General features: G+C 35.1%; 17 protein-coding genes and 1 pseudogene. 10 read left to right on the top strand and 8 right to left on the bottom strand.

The window, feature by feature from the left end:
- The first annotated feature begins 51 nt into the window (after positions 1-51).
- The 5 genes from ES724_RS15390 to ES724_RS15370 all read left to right on the top strand — a co-directional run bounded on the left by ES724_RS15390 (position 52) and on the right by ES724_RS15370 (position 7706).
- Positions 52-933, top strand: coding sequence for a hypothetical protein (locus ES724_RS15390; RefSeq protein WP_146934622.1), 882 nt, complete (start codon positions 52-54; stop codon positions 931-933).
- Between the two features lie 64 nt (positions 934-997).
- On the top strand, positions 998-2536 hold the full coding sequence (locus ES724_RS15385) for a glycine--tRNA ligase (protein WP_146934619.1): 1539 nt from the start codon (positions 998-1000) through the stop codon (positions 2534-2536).
- A 127-nt stretch (positions 2537-2663) separates the two neighbouring features.
- Positions 2664-5654 carry a T9SS type A sorting domain-containing protein gene (locus tag ES724_RS15380; RefSeq protein ID WP_146934616.1) on the top strand — a complete coding sequence of 997 codons (2991 nt, stop codon included), beginning with the start codon at positions 2664-2666 and terminating at the stop codon, positions 5652-5654.
- Positions 5655-5852: 198 nt separating this feature from the next.
- On the top strand, positions 5853-6632 hold the full coding sequence (locus ES724_RS15375) for an exodeoxyribonuclease III (protein ID WP_146934613.1): 780 nt from the start codon (positions 5853-5855) through the stop codon (positions 6630-6632).
- 39 nt (positions 6633-6671) lie between these two features.
- Positions 6672-7706, top strand: a complete 1035-nt coding sequence (locus ES724_RS15370) for an aldo/keto reductase (protein ID WP_146934611.1) — start codon at positions 6672-6674, stop codon at positions 7704-7706.
- Here the strand turns inward: ES724_RS15370 and ES724_RS15365 are convergent.
- From ES724_RS15365 to panC, 6 genes are read right to left on the bottom strand one after another with little or no spacing between them, the layout of a single operon-like run.
- The gene (locus ES724_RS15365; protein WP_146934608.1) at positions 7703-8836 is read right to left on the bottom strand and encodes a M23 family metallopeptidase; all 1134 of its coding nucleotides are present in this window, start codon (positions 8834-8836) and stop codon (positions 7703-7705) included. The two genes, ES724_RS15370 and ES724_RS15365, sit on opposite strands and share 4 nt — an antisense overlap.
- 42 nt (positions 8837-8878) lie before the next feature.
- Positions 8879-10243, bottom strand: coding sequence for a DNA repair protein RadA (gene radA, locus ES724_RS15360; RefSeq protein ID WP_146934605.1), 1365 nt, complete (start codon positions 10241-10243; stop codon positions 8879-8881).
- Between the two features lie 41 nt (positions 10244-10284).
- On the bottom strand, positions 10285-11433 hold the full coding sequence (locus tag ES724_RS15355; protein ID WP_146934603.1) for an alpha/beta hydrolase: 1149 nt from the start codon (positions 11431-11433) through the stop codon (positions 10285-10287).
- Positions 11434-11470: 37 nt separating this feature from the next.
- On the bottom strand, positions 11471-12436 hold the full coding sequence (locus ES724_RS15350) for a lysylphosphatidylglycerol synthase transmembrane domain-containing protein (protein WP_146934600.1): 966 nt from the start codon (positions 12434-12436) through the stop codon (positions 11471-11473).
- Between the two features lie 3 nt (positions 12437-12439).
- Positions 12440-12790, bottom strand: coding sequence for an aspartate 1-decarboxylase (gene panD / locus ES724_RS15345; RefSeq protein WP_026836685.1), 351 nt, complete (start codon positions 12788-12790; stop codon positions 12440-12442).
- Positions 12791-12799: 9 nt separating this feature from the next.
- The gene (panC, locus tag ES724_RS15340) at positions 12800-13651 is read right to left on the bottom strand and encodes a pantoate--beta-alanine ligase (RefSeq protein WP_146934598.1); all 852 of its coding nucleotides are present in this window, start codon (positions 13649-13651) and stop codon (positions 12800-12802) included.
- A gap of 101 nt (positions 13652-13752) precedes the next feature.
- Here panC and ES724_RS15335 point away from each other — a divergent pair, with 101 nt between their 5' ends.
- Genes ES724_RS15335 through glmS form a run of 3 tightly spaced genes read left to right on the top strand, consistent with a single transcriptional unit; the run spans position 13753 to position 18008 of the window.
- A complete protein-coding gene (locus tag ES724_RS15335; RefSeq protein WP_146934595.1) occupies positions 13753-14565 on the top strand; it encodes a glycogen/starch synthase in 813 nt (270 codons plus the stop codon).
- Positions 14566-14579: 14 nt separating this feature from the next.
- Positions 14580-16154: a DUF4270 domain-containing protein gene (locus tag ES724_RS15330; protein WP_146934592.1), complete on the top strand. Its 1575-nt coding sequence runs from the start codon at positions 14580-14582 to the stop codon at positions 16152-16154.
- Positions 16155-16157: 3 nt separating this feature from the next.
- Positions 16158-18008: a glutamine--fructose-6-phosphate transaminase (isomerizing) gene (glmS, locus tag ES724_RS15325; RefSeq protein WP_146934589.1), complete on the top strand. Its 1851-nt coding sequence runs from the start codon at positions 16158-16160 to the stop codon at positions 18006-18008.
- Positions 18009-18403: 395 nt separating this feature from the next.
- Here glmS and ES724_RS15320 read toward each other — a convergent pair whose 3' ends face one another.
- Positions 18404-18802 (bottom strand): hypothetical protein, encoded by a 399-nt coding sequence (locus ES724_RS15320; protein ID WP_146934586.1) that lies wholly within the window; start codon positions 18800-18802, stop codon positions 18404-18406.
- Positions 18803-18856: 54 nt separating this feature from the next.
- Entirely contained in the window at positions 18857-19492 is a 636-nt protein-coding gene (locus tag ES724_RS15315; protein ID WP_146934583.1) for a carboxypeptidase-like regulatory domain-containing protein, read from the bottom strand.
- Between the two features lie 1095 nt (positions 19493-20587).
- On the opposite strand from ES724_RS15315, the pseudogene ES724_RS16840 reads away from it, so the two are divergent.
- Positions 20588-20833 (top strand): annotated as a pseudogene (locus ES724_RS16840) (SIS domain-containing protein); the annotation flags it as partial.
- A gap of 90 nt (positions 20834-20923) precedes the next feature.
- Positions 20924-23683, top strand: coding sequence for a TonB-dependent receptor (locus tag ES724_RS15305; protein WP_146934580.1), 2760 nt, complete (start codon positions 20924-20926; stop codon positions 23681-23683).
- Positions 23684-23819 lie beyond the last annotated feature (136 nt).

The following is a 23819-nucleotide window of genomic DNA, read 5'->3' as shown; positions in this document are numbered from 1 at the left end:
TTGTAATTTCGCTAATTAAACCATTAAATTACAAACTAAATCACATTTAATATGACCGAAACAAAAAGCAATACCGCTCTTAAGATTTTAACAGGTATTTTGGCCGTAGCTCTAGTGGCACTAGGTATTTACACGGTTAAGTTTTATAATGAAGAAAAAGAAAATAAAGCGATACTAGTAAAAGAAAAAACTGTAATTGAGGACGAGTTGAATGACTTGATTGTTAAATACGATGAAGCAATTGCAACCAATGAGGTAATGGATCAGGATATGGTAAATGCTAGAGAGCGCATCTCTAGACTATTGGATTCCGTAAAAGACTCTGAAGCAAATCTCGTTTTGATCTCTAGATATAGAAGAGAGATTGGAGCTCTAAAAACTGAAAAAGACAGATTATTTAGAGTTGTAGATAGTTTGAGCAATCAAAACCGAATGATGGCAGTGACTATAGATAGTACTAACACGGTATTGGCTCAGAAAGTGAGATTGTCAGATTCCTTACAAGTTAACAACCAAAACTTATCTACTAAGGTAGACAAGGCTTCTCAATTAAAGATCACTTCTCTTAAAGGTGAAGGAGTTATTGTTAGGAACAGCGGTAAATTAATAGAGAATGATAAAATACGCAGAATAGACCAAGTAAGAACTTGTTTTACTATTAGCTCTAACGATTTGGCTCCAGCCGGAGAAAAAACTATGTATGTGCAGGTTTATAATCCTGAAAATGAATTGGTAGGAGACCAGATTGCAGTAAAGCATGATGGTGGAGTAATGATGTACAGTGCTGTCTCTACCGTTTTTTACGAAAATGAAGAATTGGATGTGTGTATCCTTTCCAAAACTCAAGGAGATAAATTATTAGATGGTACTTATAAAGTATACGTTTATGAAGGAGCTCAGTTAATTGGAACTTCATCTTTCAATCTTAATTAATTAAAATTTTAAATTTCACAAACCGCCTTGACTTTAATCTAGGCGGTTTTTTTATTTTTGCGCTATGGCAAAACAAGAAGACTTATTTAAAAATGTGGTTTCCCATGCTAAAGAGTATGGATATATTTTCGCGTCTAGTGAGATATACGATGGTTTAAGTGCTGTTTACGACTACGGTCAGAATGGAGCTGAGCTAAAAAAGAACATTAAAGAGTACTGGTGGAAAAGTATGGTGCAACTGCATCAGAACATTGTGGGAATAGACGCTTCTATTCTTATGCACCCAAAAACATGGAAAGCTTCTGGTCACGTAGATGCTTTTACAGATCCTTTAATAGACAATAAGGATTCCAAAAAAAGATACCGCGCAGATGTTTTAGTAGAAGATTATGCTGAAAAACTGAACATCAAAGCACTAAAAGAGATTGCTAAGGCTAAGAAACGCTTTGGAGATGCTTTTAACGAAGAAGAGTTTGTGTCTACAAACCCTCGAGTTGTCGGATATTTAGCAGATAGAAAACGAATTCTTGAGCGTTTGGCAAGTTCTTTAACAAAAGAAGACCTCGAAGATGTAAAGGCACTAATTGAAGAATTGGAAATCGCCGACCCTGATACTGGTTCTCGTAATTGGACAGAAGTGCGTCAGTTTAATTTGATGTTTGGCACCAAAATGGGTGCTTCTGCAGATACTTCTACAGACCTTTATTTGAGACCTGAAACTGCACAAGGGATCTTTGTGAACTTTGCAAATGTTCAGAAAACAGGAAGGATGAAAATTCCATTTGGAATTGCTCAAATAGGGAAAGCCTTCAGAAATGAAATTGTTGCAAGACAATTTATTTTTAGAATGCGGGAATTCGAACAAATGGAAATGCAATTTTTTGTGCGTCCAGGAGATGAGATGAAATGGTACGAGCACTGGAAAGAGCAGCGTATTAAATGGCATTATTCACTGAATTTAGGAGAAGAAAATTACAGATTTCACGATCACGAGAAATTAGCGCACTATGCTAATGCCGCAGCCGATATAGAATTCAATTTTCCATTCGGATTTAAAGAATTAGAAGGAATTCATTCTAGAACAGATTTCGATCTTAAAGCACATGAAGAATTCTCGGGTAAAAAACTTAGATTTTTTGATCCAGAATTGAATGAGAATTATGTGCCTTACGTAATAGAAACTTCAATAGGCTTAGATAGAATGTTCTTAGCGGTTCTTTCTTCATCTTTAAAAGAAGAAACATTAGAGGATGGTTCTACCAGAACCGTATTAAAACTACCAGCAATTTTAGCCCCTACAAAAGCTGCTATTTTACCCCTTGTTAAGAAAGATGGTTTACCAGAAATGGCTCAAAAAATCATAGATGATCTTAAGTGGGATTTTAAAGTTCAATATGATGAGAAAGATGCTATTGGGAGAAGATATAGAAGACAAGATGCTGCTGGAACTCCATTATGTATTACCGTAGATCATGATTCTTTAGAAGATAATACTGTAACAATTAGATATAGGGACACTATGGAACAGAAACGTGTTGCGATCTCAGAGTTGGCAGATCTTATAAAAAAGGAGATAGATTTTAAACAGTGGATGAACGATTAATTAAAAATCTTAATAGTCATAAATAAAAGCGGTAATTAAGATATTAATTGCCGCTTTTATTTATTTTATTTTTTATAAATGCCTATTTTTAAGTTTTAATAAAAAGAGGCTCTCCTTGAACGCTAATATGATTAAAACTATACAATATTTCACTTTATTCATTTTTCTCTTTTCATTGCAGGTTTCAGCGCAAAAAAGAGAAACAGCTGGGCCTGTATATATAGATTCTGCAATGGCTATTCCTGTAACGGCAATTTCTACCAGAAAAATGAAGGCACCTTCTACAGAATATAAATTAGTGAATCCAAGGAATAGAGGAATTAATAAAGTGGTACCTGGTAAAGGTCTTCCAAAAACACAAGATGCGGCACTTCAATCTAAAATGGGAGAATTGCCATCCAAAGCACCTATTTTTACCTTTGATGCTGCGGTTACCAGATCTACACCCACAGATCCTACGGGAGCTGCCGGGCCAAATCATTATGTAAATGGTTATAATTCGGCATTTTCAATTTTCGATAAATTAGGAAATCAAATTGTAGCTCCAGCAAGTCTTTCAAGTATTGGAGGGGAATTTACAAATGAAAATTTAGGTGATCCCATAATCCTTTATGATGAATTTGCAGACCGTTTTTTGATCACTCAATTTAGTGATACGCCAGAAAGTTTTTTAGTTGCAATTTCACAAACTTCCGATCCTGTAAATGGGGGTTGGAATACCTATAGATTTCCCACAAATGGGGCATTGCCGGATTATCCAAAAATTTCGGTTTGGAGTGACGGGTATTATGTTACCACAAACAAGAATTCAAATACGGCAAGTACCAGTCAGGTGATTTACGTTTTTGAACGCGATAGAATGCTGATAGGGGAAAGTGCTAAAGTTATTTCTTTTCCTTTGCCTGGGATTAGAACGAATGGTTTTTATAGTCCCGCAGGTTTTCATGCCATGGGAGGAGAACTTCCTCCAAGAGGAAATTCTCCTATTATATTTTTACAAGATGATGCTTGGGCTGGTGTTTCTGAAGATCATTTAAAACTGTGGAATATTAATGTGGATTGGAATACTCCAACTAATTCCACTATAACAGAATCTCAAGAATTAGGAACAGGAAATGGAGTTACTCCTTTCATTGCAACTTTCGATGGAGGTGCCTTCTCTAATTTAGCACAACCAGATAATGCTCCAGATGTAGATGCTTTACAGGCTACGATGATGTATATGACTCAGTACAGAAGGTTTCCAACTTACAACACTGCTGTTTTGAACTTTGTGGTAGATGTAGACGCAACGGCTGCAGAACATGCCGGAATACGATGGTACGAATTAAGACAGCCTTCCAACGGTGGGCTTTGGTCCGTTTTTCAGGAAGGTACGTATGCGCCAACTAAAAGTGATAGATTTTCCGGTAGTATAGGTATGGATGCCCAAGGAAATATTGGTTTAGGATTTACAATTTTGGACGATAGTCCCGAAACTCCAATTTATCCTTCAATTAGATATACAGGAAGGTTTAAAAATGATCCTAAAGGTATTATGACTGTTAAGGAAGAAGTTATTGTAAAAGGAATTAGTGCCGATCCTTCCACCAGGTATGGTGATTATGCGCATTTGACGGTGGATCCTGCAGACGATCTAACATTTTGGCATAATGGAGAATATTTTGACAGCCCAGACAGAAAGAACAGAGTGGGAGTTTTTAAACTTGCTCCAGATTTCATAAACGATGTGGGTATAGTTGCCTTGGTAAAACCTATTAATGCCACTTTAACTTCTTCGGAAGTAGTAACCGTAACAATTAGAAATTTTGGAGTCTCCTCCCAAACTAATATTCCCGTAAGTTATTCTGTAGATGGAGGGACTGTTATTACTGAAACTTTTACAGGTACCGTCCCTGGAACAAGCTCTGTAGATTTTACATTTGCTACAAATGCTAACCTTGGAACTATTGGTCAAACATATACGTTCGTTGCTACCACAAATTTAGATACCGATGAGAATGAGAATAATGATGCTCTAACGATTGATGTTAAGAATTTATTTGCTAAAGATGTAGGAATTACTTCCATAGATTCTCCAAGAACTGGTCTCAATTTAACTGCATCAGAAGATGTTACAGTTACCATTGAAAACTTTGGAGGGGAACCACAATCCAATATCCCTGTAGCATATAGAATAGAGAATAATAGAAAAATAAATGAAGTTTTTCCGGGGACGATTCCGGTAGGTGAAAATGCGGTCTATACTTTTTCTCAAAGCGCAAACCTTTCTACTTCTGGTAGATATCTAATTTTTGCAGAAACTAATTTGGAAGAAGATCAAGATAACTCCAATAATTCTAAAACAAAATCTGTAGCCAATTTAAATTGTATTCCTGAAGGCTCCGACTGTACTAGTTTTGGAGATGGATTATCGTATTTTGAACTTGGCGATATTTTAAATGAACGGATTCCATGTACTAATGGCTATGCCGATTTTATTGGTTTTTCTACCGATTTAGATCGCTCTATAGGCTCATATACAGTTACGGTAAAAACACTTTTTGATAATCCACAAGACGAAAAATTCTCTATGTGGATTGACCTTAATGACAATGGTGCTTTCGATGATTCTGAAAGAGTGATATCTGCTCAAAACATTCCCGCTGCCAATACGGCTTTTTCTTTCGACTTTAATTTGCCGGCAGATGCTCCTTTAGGTCAGCATTTATTAAGGGTTCGTGCCGGAGACACAAGTTTTGGAGGTGATCTAAATAATCCCTGCAGTGTGCTTGATTTTGGTTCTACTCACGATTACAGCGTTAGAATCACAGATTCAACTTTAAATATCGATGATTTTCTTTTGAATGAAGCGAATCTTGAGATCGTTGAACAAAGCCCTAATCCAGATGTTAGAGATGGTATTTATAACATATTCTTAGAAACTGAATTTGACCAACCTTTACGAATTACCGTCCATAATTTACTCGGTCAAAAATTGATCGAAAATCAGGTAAAAAATGTAAATGGACGCGGCTATCAATATGATATAGATATGTCTTACGCCGCAACTGGAGTTTATCTATTAAGAATTGGAACTAGGGATGTAGGAATTGTAAAACGTTTCTTAGTTAAATAGAATTTTTATCGATGTCTTTGAAGGTCGTTAGCCTGTTCCGGACCATCGGGAGTTTCAGGTTCTTCAGTTTTACGGAAAGTAAATCTCTGATAATTCTGATAGCTACTCGAGCAGCTTAACTCAAATAGAGGTAAGTTATTCTCCCTGAAATTGTCTAATTCCTTCTTGTTTTTTAATTTTGAAAATATTCAATAGTTTATGAAAATAATATCTTATAACGTTAACGGAATTAGAGCCGCTATTAGAAAAGGCTTTATAGAATGGCTATCTGCGTCTAATCCCGATGTTGTTTGTTTACAAGAAATTAAAGCTTCTCCAGACCAATTGGATCTTAGTGTATTTGAGGATGCTGGTTATAAATACAATTATTGGTATCCAGCACAAAAAAAGGGATATAGCGGAGTAGCTATTTTGAGCAAGCACGAGCCAAAACATGTAGAATACGGAACAGGAATAGATTACATGGATTTTGAGGGTAGAAATATTCGTGCAGATTTTGATGGTTTTTCAGTAATGAGCCTTTATCTTCCTTCAGGAACTAATATTAATAGGTTGGAGCTGAAACTTCAATATATGGCAGATTTTCAGGAATATATAGATGATCTTAAAACTCAGATCCCGAATTTAATTATTTGTGGGGATTATAACATTTGCCATGAATCCATAGACATTCACGATCCTATAAGACTAAAGAATACCTCAGGATTTCTTCCTATAGAAAGAGATTGGATAGACGGTTTTATGAATAGCGGTTTTATAGACTCTTTCCGTCATTTTAATAAAGAAGCAGTAGATCAATATTCGTGGTGGAGTTATAGGGCTAACGCACGTGCAAATAACAAAGGCTGGCGCATAGATTATAATTTGGTCTCTAAGCCTATGGAAACAAAACTTAAGCGTGCAGTGATCCTACAAAATGCCATGCATAGTGATCATTGCCCAATTTTATTGGAAATTGAATCTAATTACGCAAACTAAAATTTTTAAATCTTCTTCGGAAAAATTTAATCTCTTATAATGAAATACACTAGTCTTCCTAATTCCGATATTAAAGTAAGCAAGATCTGTCTGGGCTCTATGACATGGGGCCAACAGAATACAGAGGAAGAAGGGCACGCCCAAATAAATTATGCTTTGGAGCAAGGCGTAAATTTTATTGACACTGCTGAAATGTATTCTACTCCAGCTAGTAAAGAAACTCAGGGAAGTACAGAGAAAATTATAGGAACTTGGTTTAAGAAAACCGGAAATAGAGATAAAGTAGTTTTGGCTACTAAAATTACTGGGCCAGGAAAAGCGATGGCTCATATTAGGCCTAACTTAGGTTTTTCTAAAGCTGCGTTGAACGATGCGCTTTCTAAGAGTTTAAAGCGATTACAGACAGATTATATAGATCTATATCAATTACACTGGCCAGAAAGAAACTCTAATTTCTTCGGAAAAAGGGGTTATAAGGATGATCCATCTGAAGAATGGGAAGATAATTTTAAAGAGATCCTCTTTAATTTAAATGAATTCATCAAAGAGGGAAAAATCAGAAAGATCGGACTTTCTAATGAATCTCCATATGGAGTTATGAGATGCTTGGAAGAGGCTAGAAATGGAGCTCCAAAAATCAGCACAGTACAAAATCCTTATAGTTTACTCAATAGAAAAGATGAAATAGGCCTAACTGAAATTTATCATAGAGAAGATGTTGGGTTGTTTCCTTATTCGCCTTTAGGAATGGGTTCTCTCAGCGGGAAATATTTAAAAGATAAGAATGCAAAAGGGAGATTAACCTTATTTCCTCAATATAGTAGATATGGGAATGCTCAAGCGGTGAAGGCTATTGAAAAATATGTAGAGATCGCTAACGAGCATCAGTTGAAACCTGCGCAAATGGCATTGGCATTTGTAAATATGCAGCCGTTTGTGACCAGCAACATTATAGGAGCGACGACGCTAGATCAATTAAAAGAAAATATTGGGAGTATAGATTTAGAGCTTTCAGACAAAATCATTCAGGAAATAAACGAAGTACACGAAGCAATCCCCAATCCCGCTCCCTAATTCATTGGTGTTGCAAGAGAAGAATGAAGAAAAGAGGAGATCTTAGAATTTGAGGATTTGATATGATACCAGTATTCAGTTTTTCCTAAAATCTGTATCGTGTCTCCTACAGAAAGCTTTTCAATAATTTCAGAATTTTTTATTGAATTGGAGTTGCGTAAGTTTGCTGTGTTATTAACTATTGCTAGCTGATTTTCAGGAAAAAAGGAACTTTTTTCAGGGAACTTATAATCATTCTGCTTAATAAAATAGTAAGGATTAATTGCTCCTCCATATCTGCGATAAATTCCAAAATGTAAATGCGGTGCGGTGGTTCTGGCGTTTCCTGTATTTCCCACAAAACCCAGTGTATCTCCAGCCTCAACTTGATATTTTTTAATAGGTGCGATACTGTCTAAATGCGCGTAATATATAGATTGTCCTCTTTTGATATCGCGCAACCACACCTGTTTTCCTCCCAAACCTTTCTCACCGCTTGAAGTAATTCTGCCATTTACCGTTGCAATTACAGGCGTGCCGCGTTTTGCGAAAATATCAATTCCTTCGTGTGATCTTTTTCCGCCTTCTCGCTGGGCTCCCCAAAAACTTTGCGCATCACTGTTTTTTCCTCCTGCAACGGGGAAAAGATACAATGGAGACCTTTCTATCTCTATAATAAAAAATGAACTGGCGTCAATTTCAGGCTGAACTACAACCTTGTAAAAATTGTCTTCTTCAATTTCGAATTGCAGTGTTTGTTCTCCAAATTTTGAACTTTTAATATTTTTATAGACTGAATTCTCAACGGATAAAACATCAATAAAAGTCAGAGATGATGTAGAATCTTGCTGAATTTTTACAGAAAGAAAATCTCCCCTATGAAGTTCTATTAAATAAGAATAAACAGAAAAACTTTTAGGGAAAAATTTACCAGATTCGCGATATGGCAAATTAATAGAGACGCTGTTATTTTCTATCGACTTTTCTTTTTCTGACTTCCAGATTGCAAACAACTCATCATTAATTTTTAATTCCCTTTGGTACACTTCTCTTGCAGAGGGATTCGTGAGTATGTCTTTGGCTTTATTAATTTCGGAACAGCCTTCTAGAATTAGAAGGAGTAAAAGCAGCCATAAAACTCTACTGTACATTGCTCCAATTTTTGAGTTGTGAAACACAGTAATTATGCCAGATTATTCAAATAAATAGCTTACCACATCTTCAATCTTAGCTACTTTCTGTATTTTAATAGCATAGTTTGTTTTAGGAAGTTTAGTTTGTGTGGAGATCATAATACTTGAAAAGCCTAATTTTTCAGCTTCAATAATACGTTGCTCTGCTCTTGGCACGGGTCTAATTTCTCCTGCTAAACCAATTTCAGCAGCAAAACAAATATCTTTAGGGATTGCAATATCCTCATTAGAGGAAAGTATAGCAGCGATAACAGCAAGATCTATCGCCGGATCATCAACACTAATTCCTCCGGTAACATTCAAGAAAACATCCTTTGCCCCTAATCTAAATCCGGCGCGTTTTTCTAGGACAGCTAAAAGCATATTTAATCTCTTAGCGTTGTAGCCCGTAGTAGAGCGCTGTGGTGTTCCATAAACCGCTGAGCTTACCAATGCTTGGATTTCTATCATTAGCGGGCGCATGCCCTCTAAGGTTGCAGAAATTGCAGTTCCACTTAATCCTTCATCATTTTTGGAGATCAATATTTCAGAAGGATTGGAGACTTCTCTTAATCCGCTACCTAACATTTCATAAATCCCCAACTCATGAGTAGATCCAAATCTATTTTTATTGGCTCTTAAAATTCTATACACATGATTTCTATCGCCTTCAAACTGTAAAACGGTATCAACCATGTGTTCTAACACTTTTGGGCCAGCAATACTTCCTTCCTTGGTAATATGTCCGATCAAAATTACAGGCACCCCTGATTCTTTTGCAAACTTTATTAATTCTGCAGTACATTCTCGAACTTGAGAGATACTACCAGGAGAACTTTCTATATAATCGCTATGTAAGGTTTGGATGGAATCTACTATTACAATTTCAGGCTGTAAGGCTTCAATTTGCTTAAAGATATTCTGGGTTTTAGTTTCCGTAAGAATATAACAATTAGCAGGATTTGGGTTTATGCGTTCTGCCCGCATTTTAATTTGTTGCTGACTTTCTTCTCCGGAGACATACAAAGTTTTATGGCTTAAATGAAGAGAGATCTGTAATAATAAAGTACTCTTTCCAATTCCAGGCTCTCCTCCTAATAAGGTTAGAGATCCTGGAACAATTCCTCCACCTAGAACTCTATTTAATTCAGAATTATTAGTGTCCAATCTCGTTTCTGAAGAAACTTCGATCTCTGCAATTTTTAGAGGTCTAGAAACCTTTTTCGCTTCCCTGACATTAGTTGATTTCCAATCGATTTTATCTGGAGTTTGAATCACTTCTTCCACCAGCGTGTTCCACTCTTTACAAGCAGAACATTGTCCTTGCCATTTGGAATGTTGAGTGCCACAATTCTGACAATAAAATGTGGTTTTTACCTTTGCCATAATTTAATTGGAATGAAAATTTGATCTTTGCTAAGAAGCGGTTAATATCCGAAATCTTGCTTGATTTTATCTGCTTTATCGAGCATAAAATCTGTTGTTAAAAAAGAAATGGGTTCTTGGCCGTAGCCTTTTTGGTAACTACGCATTGCTTTTTTTGGACTCCCTGTTTCTTCCTCAAATCTAGCTTCAAAATAAGTTGCGAGCATAGTTTTTGGATAATGCTTTTCTGCAAGTTTAGATAGATCATGAAGCTCTTCCCATTTTTCAGTTTTTTCTATAGCATTGTATACAGCCATAAAATCGTTTAATCTGATTTGCTTGTTAACATGAAATAAGGTCTGGATGCTCTCATATTTTTCAACCAAATAATCATAAGAAGAAACAGATGTTTGTAGAAGAACTCGATTATAGTCGAAAATAGAAATAGGTCTATAGACTTCGAAGATCTGCTCTATGGCTTTGGGAATGGCATTTCCAGCCAATGTATAATGAGACCCTTCTGGGAAATTATCGAAATTATACTTTAAATTTTCGTTTTTGATATTCTTCAGTTGATTATCGAAACTTAAAATATCTTCTTTTAAGGAAGGAATATCCTCCTCTGCAGTGGCAAGATAATACCAGATCTTACTTTCAGATTTAGTTAAAGCAGCTGTAACTCTATTTGCCATTTCTGGTGCCAGATCTGGGCTAATATTAATATAGCCTTGAAAAAGCGGACTTTCCTTTAGAAGATAATAATTAATGAAATTCGAGGTGTAGTCATGTCCCATGATCACTCTAAAAGGAGCGGTGCGATATTGAGAGTCTAAATAGGTCATTAATTCCATACCTATAAATTCAAAGAATTTCGCTCCAGATTCTGAAGGTAAAAAACGTTGGTCATCATAAAAAGCATCTGAATTTCTAGTGTTACTTTGATTGATTCCTACAACAATCATCTCTGGAATATCTTCCCAATATGAATAGAAATCTACATTTCCTGCGACAGGTTCAAATAAATAATCTCCATCTAAAACGATGAGAACGGGATAGGATTTTTCTTTGTTATTCTCGTAATTTCGGGGAAGCTGGATTTTTAATTCTCTTTCTTCGCCTAGTTTTGAGGATTTTAAAGATTTGTAAATAGTTTGTGCTGTAAACAGGTTAGGGGCAATAAACAGACAGATTAAAAGTAATTTTTTGTACATAGGTCAAGTTTTAATTGTCATGCACAATATAGGTTTTTTATTTTTTACGATTATAAATAGGAAGAAACAAAAATGACAATCCTCCTACAATAATAATTAGTAAAGTTTGTGTTCCCCAAGTTATCCACCCAAAGGCCTCTCCTCCTTGTTTGCTAATCCCAAAAAGCATGAGACTTGCTCCAATTGCTATAGGATATACCCCAATCCCTCCATTAGTAGCCGAAACGGCGAAAGAACCTACTACAAAAGCTAATAATACCACTCCAAAAGGAAGTCCGGAAGTTTCTGGAACTGTAAATATTAAAGCATAGAACATACAAATGTACATTAGCCAAATAAATAGGGTGTGAAAAATAAAAGCTCCTTTTTGCTTCATTTTTAGGATACTTCGCATTCCTTCTAGGAGACCCTTAGCAAATTTTTTAATCTTTTTGAAGATCCCAATTTTAGAATTTCTAATCAGTTTTAAAACGAACACTCCCACTGCTAAAATTCCAAGTAAGATTGCAATTGTAAAAAACGGATTGATATTATTTTCTTCAAAATAAGCTAGAAGATATTCTGTTTGAAAGATCATGGCAGCTGCAATTACTAGTAAAAGCATAATGAAGTCGGCTATTCTTTCTGAAATTATTGTTCCAAAAGCTTTTTCAAAAGGGACTTTTTCATAGCTTGAAATAGTGACACCTCTAAGGACTTCTCCAGACCTAGGGATCCCGAAATTTGCCAGGTAAGCAACCATAACAGCCATAAAACTGTTCAAAAACTTAGGTTTGTAGCCTAGGGGCTCGAGAAGAAATTTCCATCTATAAGCTCGTGAAAGATGCGATAGCAAACCACAAATTATAGAAATCAGGATAAAAATTGGATTCGCAGATTTAATATTATCCAAAAGTTCTTCCCTTTCTATGGGCGTGGAGTTTCTGATTGAAAACCAGATCAAAAAAACTCCCAGCAAAAGCGGGAGTATGATCTTTAAAAATTTGATTGTGGTTTTCTTCAAAAATTAATTTAAAAGATTGTTTTCTTCATTTGGGAAAACCAAAGCAGGTTTAAAGGATTTTGCTTCCTCTAGCTCCATTATGGCATAAGTAATAAGAATAAGGATGTCCCCTTTGGCAACTCTTCTTGCCGCGGCACCGTTAAGAGTGATCTCGCCAGAATTTCTTGGGCCTGGAATTGCATACGTTTCTATGCGCTCTCCATTATTATTATTTACAATTTGAACTTTTTCACCTTCAATAATATTAGCAGCTTCCATAAGATCTTGGTCTATGGTGATGCTTCCAATATAATTAAGATCGGCGCCGGTACATTTTACGCGGTGTATTTTAGATTTTACTACGTGAATTAACATACAATTTTATTAATAATTTAAAGCTATGTTATCTATAAGCCTAATTTTTTCAGAATATACAGCGATAAATGCTCGAAATTTTTGATTGCCAAGGTTTTTTGTTATTGGCTTTAAAGTTTCACTATCTGCAATCTCAAAATATTCTAATTTAAAATATGGGTGAGACTTAAACTCATTTTCAACCCATTGTGATATCTGATTTGCACTTTCTGTGCCAAATTTTTCTTTAGCTTTCAATAACGTTTCGTGTATAAAGGATGCTTCAAGTCGAGTCTTTGGGCTTAGTCGTTCGTTTCTGGAACTCCTTGCTAAGCCGTTGTTTTCTCGGGAGATAGGACAGCCTATTACTTCTAAAGGAAGATGGTAGTGCTTAACAAGTTTTTTTATTATTTGTAGTTGCTGGTAATCTTTTTCTCCGAAAAACGCTTTATCGGGTTGTACGATCTCAAAAAGTTCTTTTACAACTGTCCCAACTCCGTCAAAATGTCCGTTTCTGTATTTCCCCTCCATTTCAAATTCCAAACCGTCAAATTGAAAATGTTCAGATACAATTTCATCATTATAGAGTTCAGCAGCTGTTGGAGTGAAAATAATCAAGTTAAGGCCTAATTCTTTTAATTTTTGAGTGTCAGAATCTAGTGTTCTTGGATAATTATCTAGATCTGTAGCGTTATCGAACTGTGTGGGATTAATAAAAATACTCACGATTACCACATCGCAAACTGTAGCTGCTTGTCTAACTAAAGACAGGTGCCCATTATGCAATGCGCCCATTGTGGGCACGAATCCTATGCAGGAATCTTCTAATTTTAATTTAGAAATAACCTCTCTTAAGGGTGCTTTCTCTTTGATAATCTGCATTTTTTTATAAAATTAACAGCGTGCAAACTTAATATATTACGGGCAAACTGCATAAAATTTTGTAATTTTGCGTGTTTTTTATTCGCAAAAGCAAAATATTTATGAAAGATAAGAGGATATTGTACGTATCATCTGAAGTTATACCTTACTTGCCCGAAACCGATATATCATCTATGTCTTTTGAAGCTGCCAGAATGGTAAATGGATTAGGAGGACAAATCAGGATTTTTATGCCGCGTTATGGCAACATCAATGAAAGAAGGCATCAATTGCATGAAGTGATTAGATTGTCTGGGATGAATTTGGTGATAGATGATTTGGATATGCCGTTAATTATTAAGGTTGCATCTATCCCAAAAGAGCGGATGCAGGTTTATTTTATAGATAACGAGGATTATTTCAAAAGAAAAGCAACACTTACAGATGAGGAAGGAAATTTATTTCCAGATAATGATGAGCGAGCAATTTTCTTTGCTAAAGGAGTAATAGAAACAGTTAAGAAATTGAACTGGTCTCCAGATATAATACACGTTCATGGTTGGCTGTCTTCATTGTTGCCACTATATCTAAGAAACTACTACGGAAACGAGCCTTTATTTTCTGGCGCAAAGATTGTTACCTCTGTGTACAATCAAAGTTTCGATGAGTCGTTAGATACAAACATGCACAAGAAGATTCTTTTTGATGGGCTGGATAATGATAATGTTAAGCATTTGAAAAAACCAACTTATGTTAACTTGATGAAAACTGCAATAGATAACTCTGATGCAGTAATTATTGGCGGAGATGATATTCCGGCAGAATTATCAAAGTACTTAAAGAAATTAGAAAAACCGGTTTTAGATTATAAAACTCCGGAAGAATTTTCTACTGCATACCAAGATTTTTACAACACTCAAGTTTTATCACAATAAGTAATTTATACCGAATGATTTTTTTGAAAAGAGCACGTCTAGTCCCAATAGCATTGCTGTTGGCTTTAGTATTTACCTCATGTGATAACGATTTTAATTCCATTGGCGGTAGGCTTATTGGCCAGTTTGATTCCATACCCTTATATGAGGCTGGAGTAATTGGTTATAGCAAAAAGATTGGGCCAGTTCAGACAAATGGACTTCCTGTTAATAAATTAGGAGTTTATAATGAGCCTGTTTATGGGCAGCAAGTTGCGAGTGTTTTAACTCAATTGTCTTTAACTAGTACTAATCCCCAATTTGGAACAGAAGCTGTTGTGGACAGTGTGGTATTAACACTTCCTTATTTTAGTACTGCTTTAGAAGCGGGTGAGGATGGAAATCCTATTTATCAATTGGATTCTCTTTTTGGTAATGCTCCCTACAAATTGACGATTAGCAGATCCAATTTTTTCCTTAATAATTTTGATCCAGACGCAGATTTTGCATTAGCTCAAAAATACTATTCAGATCAAGGTCCAGTTTTTGAAAATAATTTAGTTGGTGCTCCTTTGTATACGAATGAAAATTTTTTGCCCTCAAAAGAAGAGGTTGTGCATGGGGAGTTCAATAAGGACAACGAATTAGATACTGTTCGCGCTACTCCAAGACTTAGGGCCAATTTACCAGTACAATTCTTTCAAGAGAACATTATTAATAAAGAAGGTTCTTTAGAACTTTCTAACAATAACAATTTCAATAACTTTATTAGAGGACTTTATTTTAAAGCTGAGCCATTAAATGGTAGCGGGAATATGCTATTGCTTAATTTCGCTAACGCAGAAGCGGGAATTACTATTTATTATACTTCTCAAGTTGTAGATGCGTTAGATTCTGATGGGGATGGTGATATTGCAGAAATGGTTGGGCAAGTTTCTACTTATAAATTAAATTTTGGTCCAAATACGGTAAATGCATTTTCTCAAGATCTTCCAACAGGAATAGCTTCAGAAATTGCCGAAACTAATGCTCAGGTTGGAGCTAAGAATTTGTTTTTAAAAGGTGGAGAAGGAGCAATTACGGTTATTAAATTGTTTGAAGATGAAGCGGAATTAGCGGAATTAAGAGCCAATAACTGGTTGATTAATGAAGCGAACTTGACCTTTTTTGTAAATCAGGATAGAGCTCCAGGTGCTGAAGCTGAGCCAGAAAGAATTTACTTATACAATTTGAAAACCAATGAGCAATTATTCGATTATCTAATAGATCCTAGTATAAACAATGAAAGCCCTTTAAATTCTCTCATTTCACATTCAAGTAGGTTAGAAAGAGATGAAACTGGCGCAGGAATTAGTTATAAAATTAGAATAACCGAGCATGTAAAGAATGTTTTAAATAACGACTTCGATAATGTAAACTTGGGTCTAGTAGTTACTCAAAACATTAATTTGGTAAGAAATTCTGCTTTAAAAACTCCGATAGACAGTATTTCAAGAGTTCCAAGTGCAGCTGTTATTTCTCCTGAAGGAACTGTGTTGCATGGAAACTTATCTCCTAATGCGGAAAAAAGATTAAAATTTAATATTTATTATACAGAAACAAACAATTAGATTATGTGTGGAATTGTAGGTTATATAGGGCATAGAGAAGCTTATCCTATAGTAATAAAAGGATTGCATAGATTAGAGTATAGAGGTTATGATAGTGCTGGAATTGCATTGTTTGATGGAAAAGAGTTAAATCTTTGTAAAACCAAAGGAAAAGTAGCTGACCTAGAAGCTAAATTTAACGGTACTACATCCAAAGCTGGAAATGTAGGAATAGGGCATACACGTTGGGCAACACATGGTGTTCCAAATGATGTAAATTCACACCCACATTATTCTAATTCAGGAAATCTTGTGATAATCCACAACGGGATTATAGAAAATTACTCTTCTCTTAAGAAAGAATTAATAAAAAGGGGTTACACTTTTCAATCTGATACAGATACAGAAGTATTGGTAAACCTTATTGAAGATGTTATGATCAATGAAGATGTGAAGTTAGGAAAGGCTGTCCAGATAGCTTTGAATCAAACTATCGGAGCATACGCGATCACGGTTTTTGATAAAAGAAAACAAAACGAATTAGTTGTTGCAAGATTAGGGAGCCCATTAGCAATTGGAATTGGAGAAAATGAATTCTTTATAGCATCAGATGCTTCACCATTTATTGAGTTCACCAATAATGCTATTTATCTTGAGGATGGAGAAATGGCGGTAGTAAGACTTGGTAAAGAAATCAAAGTTAGAAAAATACACGATGATACTTTAGTAGATCCTTATGTTCAAGAATTGCAACTGAATTTAGAGCAGATCGAAAAAGGAGGTTATGATCACTTTATGCTGAAAGAAATCTATGAGCAGCCTAGCGCTATAACAGACACTTATAGAGGGCGAATGTTGGTAGATGAAGGCATTATTAGAATGGCTGGAGTAGACGATAATATCGAGCGCATTGCAAAAGCTAAAAGAATTTTGATTGTTGCATGTGGAACTTCTTGGCATGCAGGTTTGGTTGCAGAATATATTTTCGAAGATCTTGCTAGAATTCCTGTAGAAGTGGAATATGCTTCAGAATTTAGATATAGGAATCCAGTTATTTATGAAAATGACGTAGTGATCGCGATTTCGCAAAGTGGTGAAACAGCAGATACTATGGCTGCTATAAAACTTGCTAAAGAAAAGGGAGCGTTTGTGTTTGGAGTTTGTAATGTTGTAGGTTCCTCAATATCTAGAGAAACTCATGCAGGAGCATATACACATGCGGGTCCAGAAATAGGGGTTGCTTCAACAAAAGCCTTTACCACTCAAATCACTGTGCTTACTTTAATGGCTTTAAAATTAGCTAAATATAGAGGTACGATTTCTGATTCAGATTTTAGACATCATTTACAGCAATTGGAAGCTATTCCTGCTAAGATCGCGAAGGTTTTAGAGACTACGAATGAGCACATTAAGGAGATCGCTTTCAAATATAAAGATGTTTCTAACTGTCTTTACTTAGGAAGAGGATATAATTTCCCAGTTGCTTTAGAAGGCGCTTTAAAGTTAAAAGAGATCTCTTATATTCATGCAGAAGGATACCCTGCAGCCGAAATGAAACACGGACCTATCGCTTTAATTGATGAACAAATGCCCGTTGTAGTAATAGCTACTAAAATGGGGCATTACGATAAGGTTGTAAGCAATATTCAAGAGATAAAATCTAGAAAAGGTAAGATTATTGGTATTGTTACAGAAGGAGATACAGAAGTGAAGGAACTTGCAGATTACGTGATTGAAGTGCCGGATACTATTGAATCCTTAACGCCTTTATTAACAACTATTCCAATGCAGTTATTGTCTTATCATATAGCAGTTATGCTTGATAAAAATGTAGATCAGCCAAGGAATTTAGCGAAGTCTGTTACAGTAGAATAAATTTTAAATCTAAAAAATATAGATCCCTGAAATGAAAATTTTCAGGGATTTTTTTATTGGTAACATATTATCCCTTTGATTAAAAAGTTGAGAAATATATTAGAATAAATTGAACATCTCATCTTTGGTAAATTCAAATCCATCATCCCGAAAACCGGTCCAAATAAACTTCACTGAGCTTTCCCATAAATCTGGATAATTTTCTTTTCCTCAGACTCCAGGACTTTATTAATAATATGATTATTTCTAAGAGTTTGTAATGCTGAAGACCGTTCTTGTTAAATTTAACTTCTAAAGCTCAGTTTGAACATACTTCCAAATGAGTTAGTTTTTATTTAAAGTAGTAGGTTGATGAATAAGATCTTCGCAAATTAAACTTTTTATCCAGAAATTAATTATTTAGCATTTTCTTCCTTCATTAAATCTTCTGTCCATGCTGGAATGGGCAAATAATTATAGTCTTCCCAAAAAGTATCAGACCAGTCTTGACCGTATCGTTTTATTGGTTCTACATTAATATTAGTATGCTTATAAAGCTTACTATCGAAATTATTTGTATCAACAATATTGTAAACAGCTTCCGTAGTTGTAATTTCAGTTGGACTATAAGAACTAACAAAATCTAATTTTGAGTAGTCGAGATAATATTTTCCTTCAATTTCTTTGAAAGTGATTTCTTTTTTATTTGTGCCACTTCTGCTCTGGCTAATATATTTTTTAATTCCATAAGATTTCTTGTCAATTCGGAAAAAATACTTTGAACCATCCTCTTTACTTATACATTCAATAAACAAATCCTGTGAGCCAGGTACACTTTCTTTAAAAGAGATATTATAATTTTTCAGTTTTCATTCTTTAAATATATCCTCTTTATACTTGAATATATTGTCAGAATGAATTTTAGTCGCACTCATAAACCTCATCTTTTTAAAATATTCTTTCCCAAGCTCAGAAAATGGTTTTACCCTGAAATTGGAAAGTTGCAATTTTGAATTATGACTTCTTGTTTGATAAATATTGAATATGTACTCGCCAAAAACATGAAGTTGGGATTTGTCCTTTTCATATTCAAGAGACCTTATAAAAACTTGATATAGCACGGGCTCTACCGCGTGGTTTTCCTCCAGTAGGTCTAAAGTTTTAATTAGAATGGATTCCGCAGATTCGCTAAAAATAGTAACCTCTAAAAGATCCTCAGTGATAGGGTCCATTCTAATAGTGTCCTTTTCTAACTCTGAAAACTTTAATTTTAAGGGAAAATAATTTAGGTGTGTTATCTGTAAAGTATCCTCTTGCTTTATTTTTTTCAAAATAAATACACCATCCTCATTGCTGACAGTTCCTGTTTTATATTTATTTGATAAATATATGTGTGCTGCGTCTATTGGTTCAAGAGTATTTCTATCAATTAAAACTTTTTTTGTCGTTTGGCAATAGGTTGTAAAAGTAAGGAGCAAGCTTAAGAAGAAGAATATATTTTTCATTAAATAAGAGTCTAAATAGTACGAGGATTTTATTTTACTTAAACCAATTAAGTATAATTAAATTAACATTTATTACAGTTTTCAAAAATATTAGATTTAGGGTAAATTCGCAATCTGTGTCCCTTATCAAATAAGAGCTGATTATAAATATTCTATTATAGCTAGAATGTTAAAATTTAACTTGTATTCGTAAATCTTAAGCTAAAAAAAAGATACAGAGACGTTTTACAATCTCTGTATCTTTAGAAATTTTGAAAGTACCTCTATGTAAGTTTTTCAGCAATTGTCGCTACTGCTTCAAGAACACTTACCGCAGTATCAACCCAGCAGTTTCCCTTACAAGCTCCTCTTCCACTTATCTTATCTCCATTGTTATCAGTGAACGATGAGTTGCAACCTGAGATACAATCAAAAGGTTCACCTTTCATCGTGGCGATTCTCTCTTTGTCTTCTTCTAAAAGATTATCAAAATCTTCCAGTGTTATTCCTGCCGCATCTAATAAGTTTTGGCTTATCTCATAATCGACAACTTCCTCTGTAGATTCGTCTAGGCTTACTGTGATTTGTCCTATTCCCTAGCTTACAGATTTTTCATTTTTTAAAGTTGATAATTCTACATCTCTTGAGAACGTAAAGGTAGGATTATCAGCTTTAATTTCAATGTTATCAGTATTGTCATCACTACAAGAAATAACAGTGAATATTAAGCTAAATAAAAATAAAGTTTTTAGTAAATTGATTTTGTCATTTTTATATAATTTTGATTAGTTTCTATTTTTTTGATTATAGAACACGATTACTCTATTATTTAATGTCGTTTTTCATTTTCACATAGTTCGACCTTGGCGGGATTAAGCCATCATTAAACCCAAAATTTTTGTTAAAAGGTGAGATTAATCATACCCCATCCCTTGTTAGCCTATTTATTAATTTAACATATTAATTGATAAATCATATATTTCAATAGGCATAAGGTTTATGTTTTAGGGCTACTAGCAATTTTATCTATTTATTTATTTATAGAATTTTTCTTAAAAAAATCATTCGAAGCATAAAATTTTTCGAATTAAATTATATTTTAATTATGGTGGATGTAAGGTTGTAAGTAATATATAAGAGATAAAATCCAGAAAAGGAAAGATTATTGGAATTGTTACAGAAGGTGATACAGAAGTAAAGGAACTTGCAGATTATGTAATTGAAGTGCCAGATACCATAGAGTCTTTAACTCCCTTGTTAACTACCATTCCAATGCAGCTGCTGTCTTATCATATTGCAGTGATGCTTGGTGAAAATGTAGATCAACCAAGAAACTTGGCCAAATCAGTAACTGTCGAATAGTTAACATCCTGTTAATAGGTTTTTATTGTATTCTGATTTTGAGAGGTTTATTTAGCTAAATTGTTAAGTAAACCAACTCAAAATCAGAATATGAAAAAATCACTTATTTTTTTTATTTTTTTATGTTGTCTTATCACTCACGCCCAGACTACGGTTACGGGACGAATTGTAGATAATAATAATGCCCCGTTTATGGGAGCCAACATATCGGTTCCTGAACTTTCCCAAGGAACGGTTTCAGATCTTAATGGAGACTTTATTCTTACTGTCTCCCAAACCCCTCCATTTAATCTACAAATTAGTAATGTTGGATATGAAACGCAGTCGGTTTCTATTACTTCCAATAACCAGGTTGTAAACGTTACATTATTAGAAGGAGATGCTTTAGACGAGATAGTGGTTTCGGCTTCTAGAACTCCAGAAAGGATTTTTGAATCTCCAGTTACCGTTGAGCGTTTCGGAATTAAGGATATCAAAAATACCACTGCCGCTACTTTCTATGCGGGACTTGAAAACCTTAAAGGGGTAGATGTGAATACAAGTAGTTTAACCTTTCAATCTGTAAATACACGTGGTTTTGCAACTTTTGCCAATACCAGGTTCGTGCAATTGGTAGACGGAATGGATAATTCCTCTCCCGCCTTGAATTTTGTTCTTGGTAATTTGCTAGGGATGACAGAGCTGGATGTAAATAGTATAGAATTACTTCCTGGAGCATCCTCTGCTCTATATGGAGCAAATGCTTTTAATGGGATCTTATTTATGACTAGTAAGAATCCGTTTGATTTTCCAGGAATTAGTGCTTATTATAAACAAGGAATAACCTCGCAAGATGCAGCTGGCACCAACCCTGTTTATGATCTTGGTGTAAGAGTTGCTCATAAATTTTCTGATAAATTTGCAGCTAAAGCTAATTTCTCCTATCTAAAAGGAACCGATTGGTTTGCCGTAAGCGAAGTAGATGTTTTAAGTCCTGGAAATACCAGAGCCGACCCTAATTATGATGGGTTGAATGTTTATGGGGATGAAGTTAGCGCAAATATTAGAGGAGTTGGTCAATCCTTAGCCGCTGCGGGCTTAATTCCCGCGGAAGCTGTAGCCTTATTGCCTAGTGAAAATGTAAGTAGAACTGGATATGCAGAACCAAGTCTTACCGATTATAATGCAGAAAGTATAAAATTTGATGCAGCGCTGCACTATAGACCTTTTGCCGATGATTTTGAAATAAGCTATTTGGGAAAAGTGGGAATTGGTTCTACAATCTACCAAGGAGCAAATAGATATGCTTTAAATGATTTCTTTTTGCAACAACATAAGATTGAAGTCGGGAATGATAATTTCTTTGTTAGAGGTTATATAACCGATGAAGATGCCGGTGATTCCTATGACACCCGTTTTACAGCGATCAATATAAATAGACTTTGGAAATCAGATCAGCAATGGTTTGGGCAATATGCAGGAGCATTTTTAGGGGCAAGGGGTCAAGGCCTTCCTGAAGAACAAGCGCATGGATTTGCGAGACAAACTGCAGACACAGGTAGATTGGTTCCGGGTACTGTAGAATTTCAGAATGCTTTTAATCAGGTTATTAGTGATCCAAATCTTGCAACGGGATCTAAATTTCAAGACGCAACTCAATTAAGACATGCAGATGCAAATTATAATTTTTCTCATATTACTCAAGATTTTGCCGATATCCAGGTTGGAGGATCATACAGGCAATATAAGCTAAATTCATCTGGAACAATATTTACAGATTCAGACGGGCCAATTAAATATTCAGAATATGGTGTTTATACCCAAATTCAGAAAAAATTATTGGAAGAGAGATTGAAGTTAACAGGATCTATTAGATATGATAAATCCGAATTATTTGATGGAAACTTCTCTCCAAGACTTTCTGCAGGTTATACCGCAGGGGCCGATAGATCTCATAATTTTAGAGCCTCGGTGCAAACAGGATTTAGATATCCAACTACTCAGGATCTATTTATAGGCCTGGATGCCGGAAGAGCAATATTGGTAGGTTCTGCCGAATCTAATTTGGATCGAGATGTTAGAACCTTTACGTTAAGCGGAGTTGGAGCAGCGGCCACTGGTAGCCCAACGGCTACTGTTGTTGGTAGAGCAGCTTATGAAAATTCTTTTTCTTTGAATTCTGTGTTAACAGGAGCACCTGCAAAATCTGATGTAGAAATTGTGAAGCCAGAACAAGTAACTGCTTTTGAAGTTGGATACCGTGGAAGAACTGGAAAAGTGATCATAGACTTAAATGCCTATTACAATACCTACCAGGATTTCATTTCTAATGAAACCGTATTAGTGCCTTTTTATGGCGAGGTAGGAGACAATGCTCTTTCTTTGTTGGCATTACAACAAAGCGATTTCAAGGCCTACCAAACTTACACCAATTCTTCAGCAGATGTGAAGTCGTACGGAGCAACTATTGGTCTGGGAACAAAGGTGTTTGGGAATTTTGATCTTGATGGAAATTATACCTATTCCAAGGAAGATTTCGATCAATCCTCTGCACCAGATTTTCGAACCAGCTTTAATACGCCAAACCATAAGGTGAAGGTTTCTTTCGGAAATACAGAGGTATTTACCAACTTCGGTTTCAATGTGAATTATAGATGGAGTGATACCTATTTATGGCAATCGACTTTTGCTGATGGGACAGTGCCTGCATTTTCTGTAGTAGACGCACAAGTAAATTACAAAGTACCGTCTATTAAATCTACCTTTAAGCTGGGAGCTACCAATATTGGAGGAAATGAATATTTCACTGCTTTTGGTACCGGTCATATCGGTCAGCAGTATTATGCATCCATTACCTTCAATAATCTATAGATTTATTTTGGATCAATCTCAAAAGTTGTGTGTGAATTGAAAATGTAGTTCGATATTTGCCAAAAAAAGAGGTTTGGATAACTACCTAGATTTAATTAAGCTTGTATTGCCACAATTCTTAGTGGATCATTTTGAT

Origin of the sequence: Gillisia hiemivivida, assembly GCF_007997295.1 — a bacterium.
GTDB classification, from domain to species: domain Bacteria; phylum Bacteroidota; class Bacteroidia; order Flavobacteriales; family Flavobacteriaceae; genus Gillisia; species Gillisia hiemivivida.
This window is presented reverse-complemented; position numbering and strand designations above follow the sequence as displayed.

Bases quoted from the DNA above. Each gene is read 5' to 3' on its own strand.
- ES724_RS15390 (WP_146934622.1), top strand. From the start codon at position 52: ATGACCGAAACAAAAAGCAATACCGCTCTTAAGATTTTAACAGGTATT.
- ES724_RS15385 (WP_146934619.1), top strand. From the start codon at position 998: ATGGCAAAACAAGAAGACTTATTTAAAAATGTGGTTTCCCATGCTAAA.
- ES724_RS15380 (WP_146934616.1), top strand. From the start codon at position 2,664: ATGATTAAAACTATACAATATTTCACTTTATTCATTTTTCTCTTTTCA.
- ES724_RS15375 (WP_146934613.1), top strand. From the start codon at position 5,853: ATGAAAATAATATCTTATAACGTTAACGGAATTAGAGCCGCTATTAGA.
- ES724_RS15370 (WP_146934611.1), top strand. From the start codon at position 6,672: ATGAAATACACTAGTCTTCCTAATTCCGATATTAAAGTAAGCAAGATC.
- ES724_RS15365 (WP_146934608.1), bottom strand. From the start codon at position 8,836: ATGTACAGTAGAGTTTTATGGCTGCTTTTACTCCTTCTAATTCTAGAA.
- radA (WP_146934605.1), bottom strand. From the start codon at position 10,243: ATGGCAAAGGTAAAAACCACATTTTATTGTCAGAATTGTGGCACTCAA.
- ES724_RS15355 (WP_146934603.1), bottom strand. From the start codon at position 11,433: ATGTACAAAAAATTACTTTTAATCTGTCTGTTTATTGCCCCTAACCTG.
- panD (WP_026836685.1), bottom strand. From the start codon at position 12,790: ATGTTAATTCACGTAGTAAAATCTAAAATACACCGCGTAAAATGTACC.
- panC (WP_146934598.1), bottom strand. From the start codon at position 13,651: ATGCAGATTATCAAAGAGAAAGCACCCTTAAGAGAGGTTATTTCTAAA.
- ES724_RS15335 (WP_146934595.1), top strand. From the start codon at position 13,753: ATGAAAGATAAGAGGATATTGTACGTATCATCTGAAGTTATACCTTAC.
- ES724_RS15330 (WP_146934592.1), top strand. From the start codon at position 14,580: ATGATTTTTTTGAAAAGAGCACGTCTAGTCCCAATAGCATTGCTGTTG.
- glmS (WP_146934589.1), top strand. From the start codon at position 16,158: ATGTGTGGAATTGTAGGTTATATAGGGCATAGAGAAGCTTATCCTATA.
- ES724_RS15315 (WP_146934583.1), bottom strand. From the start codon at position 19,492: ATGAAAAATATATTCTTCTTCTTAAGCTTGCTCCTTACTTTTACAACC.
- ES724_RS15305 (WP_146934580.1), top strand. From the start codon at position 20,924: ATGAAAAAATCACTTATTTTTTTTATTTTTTTATGTTGTCTTATCACT.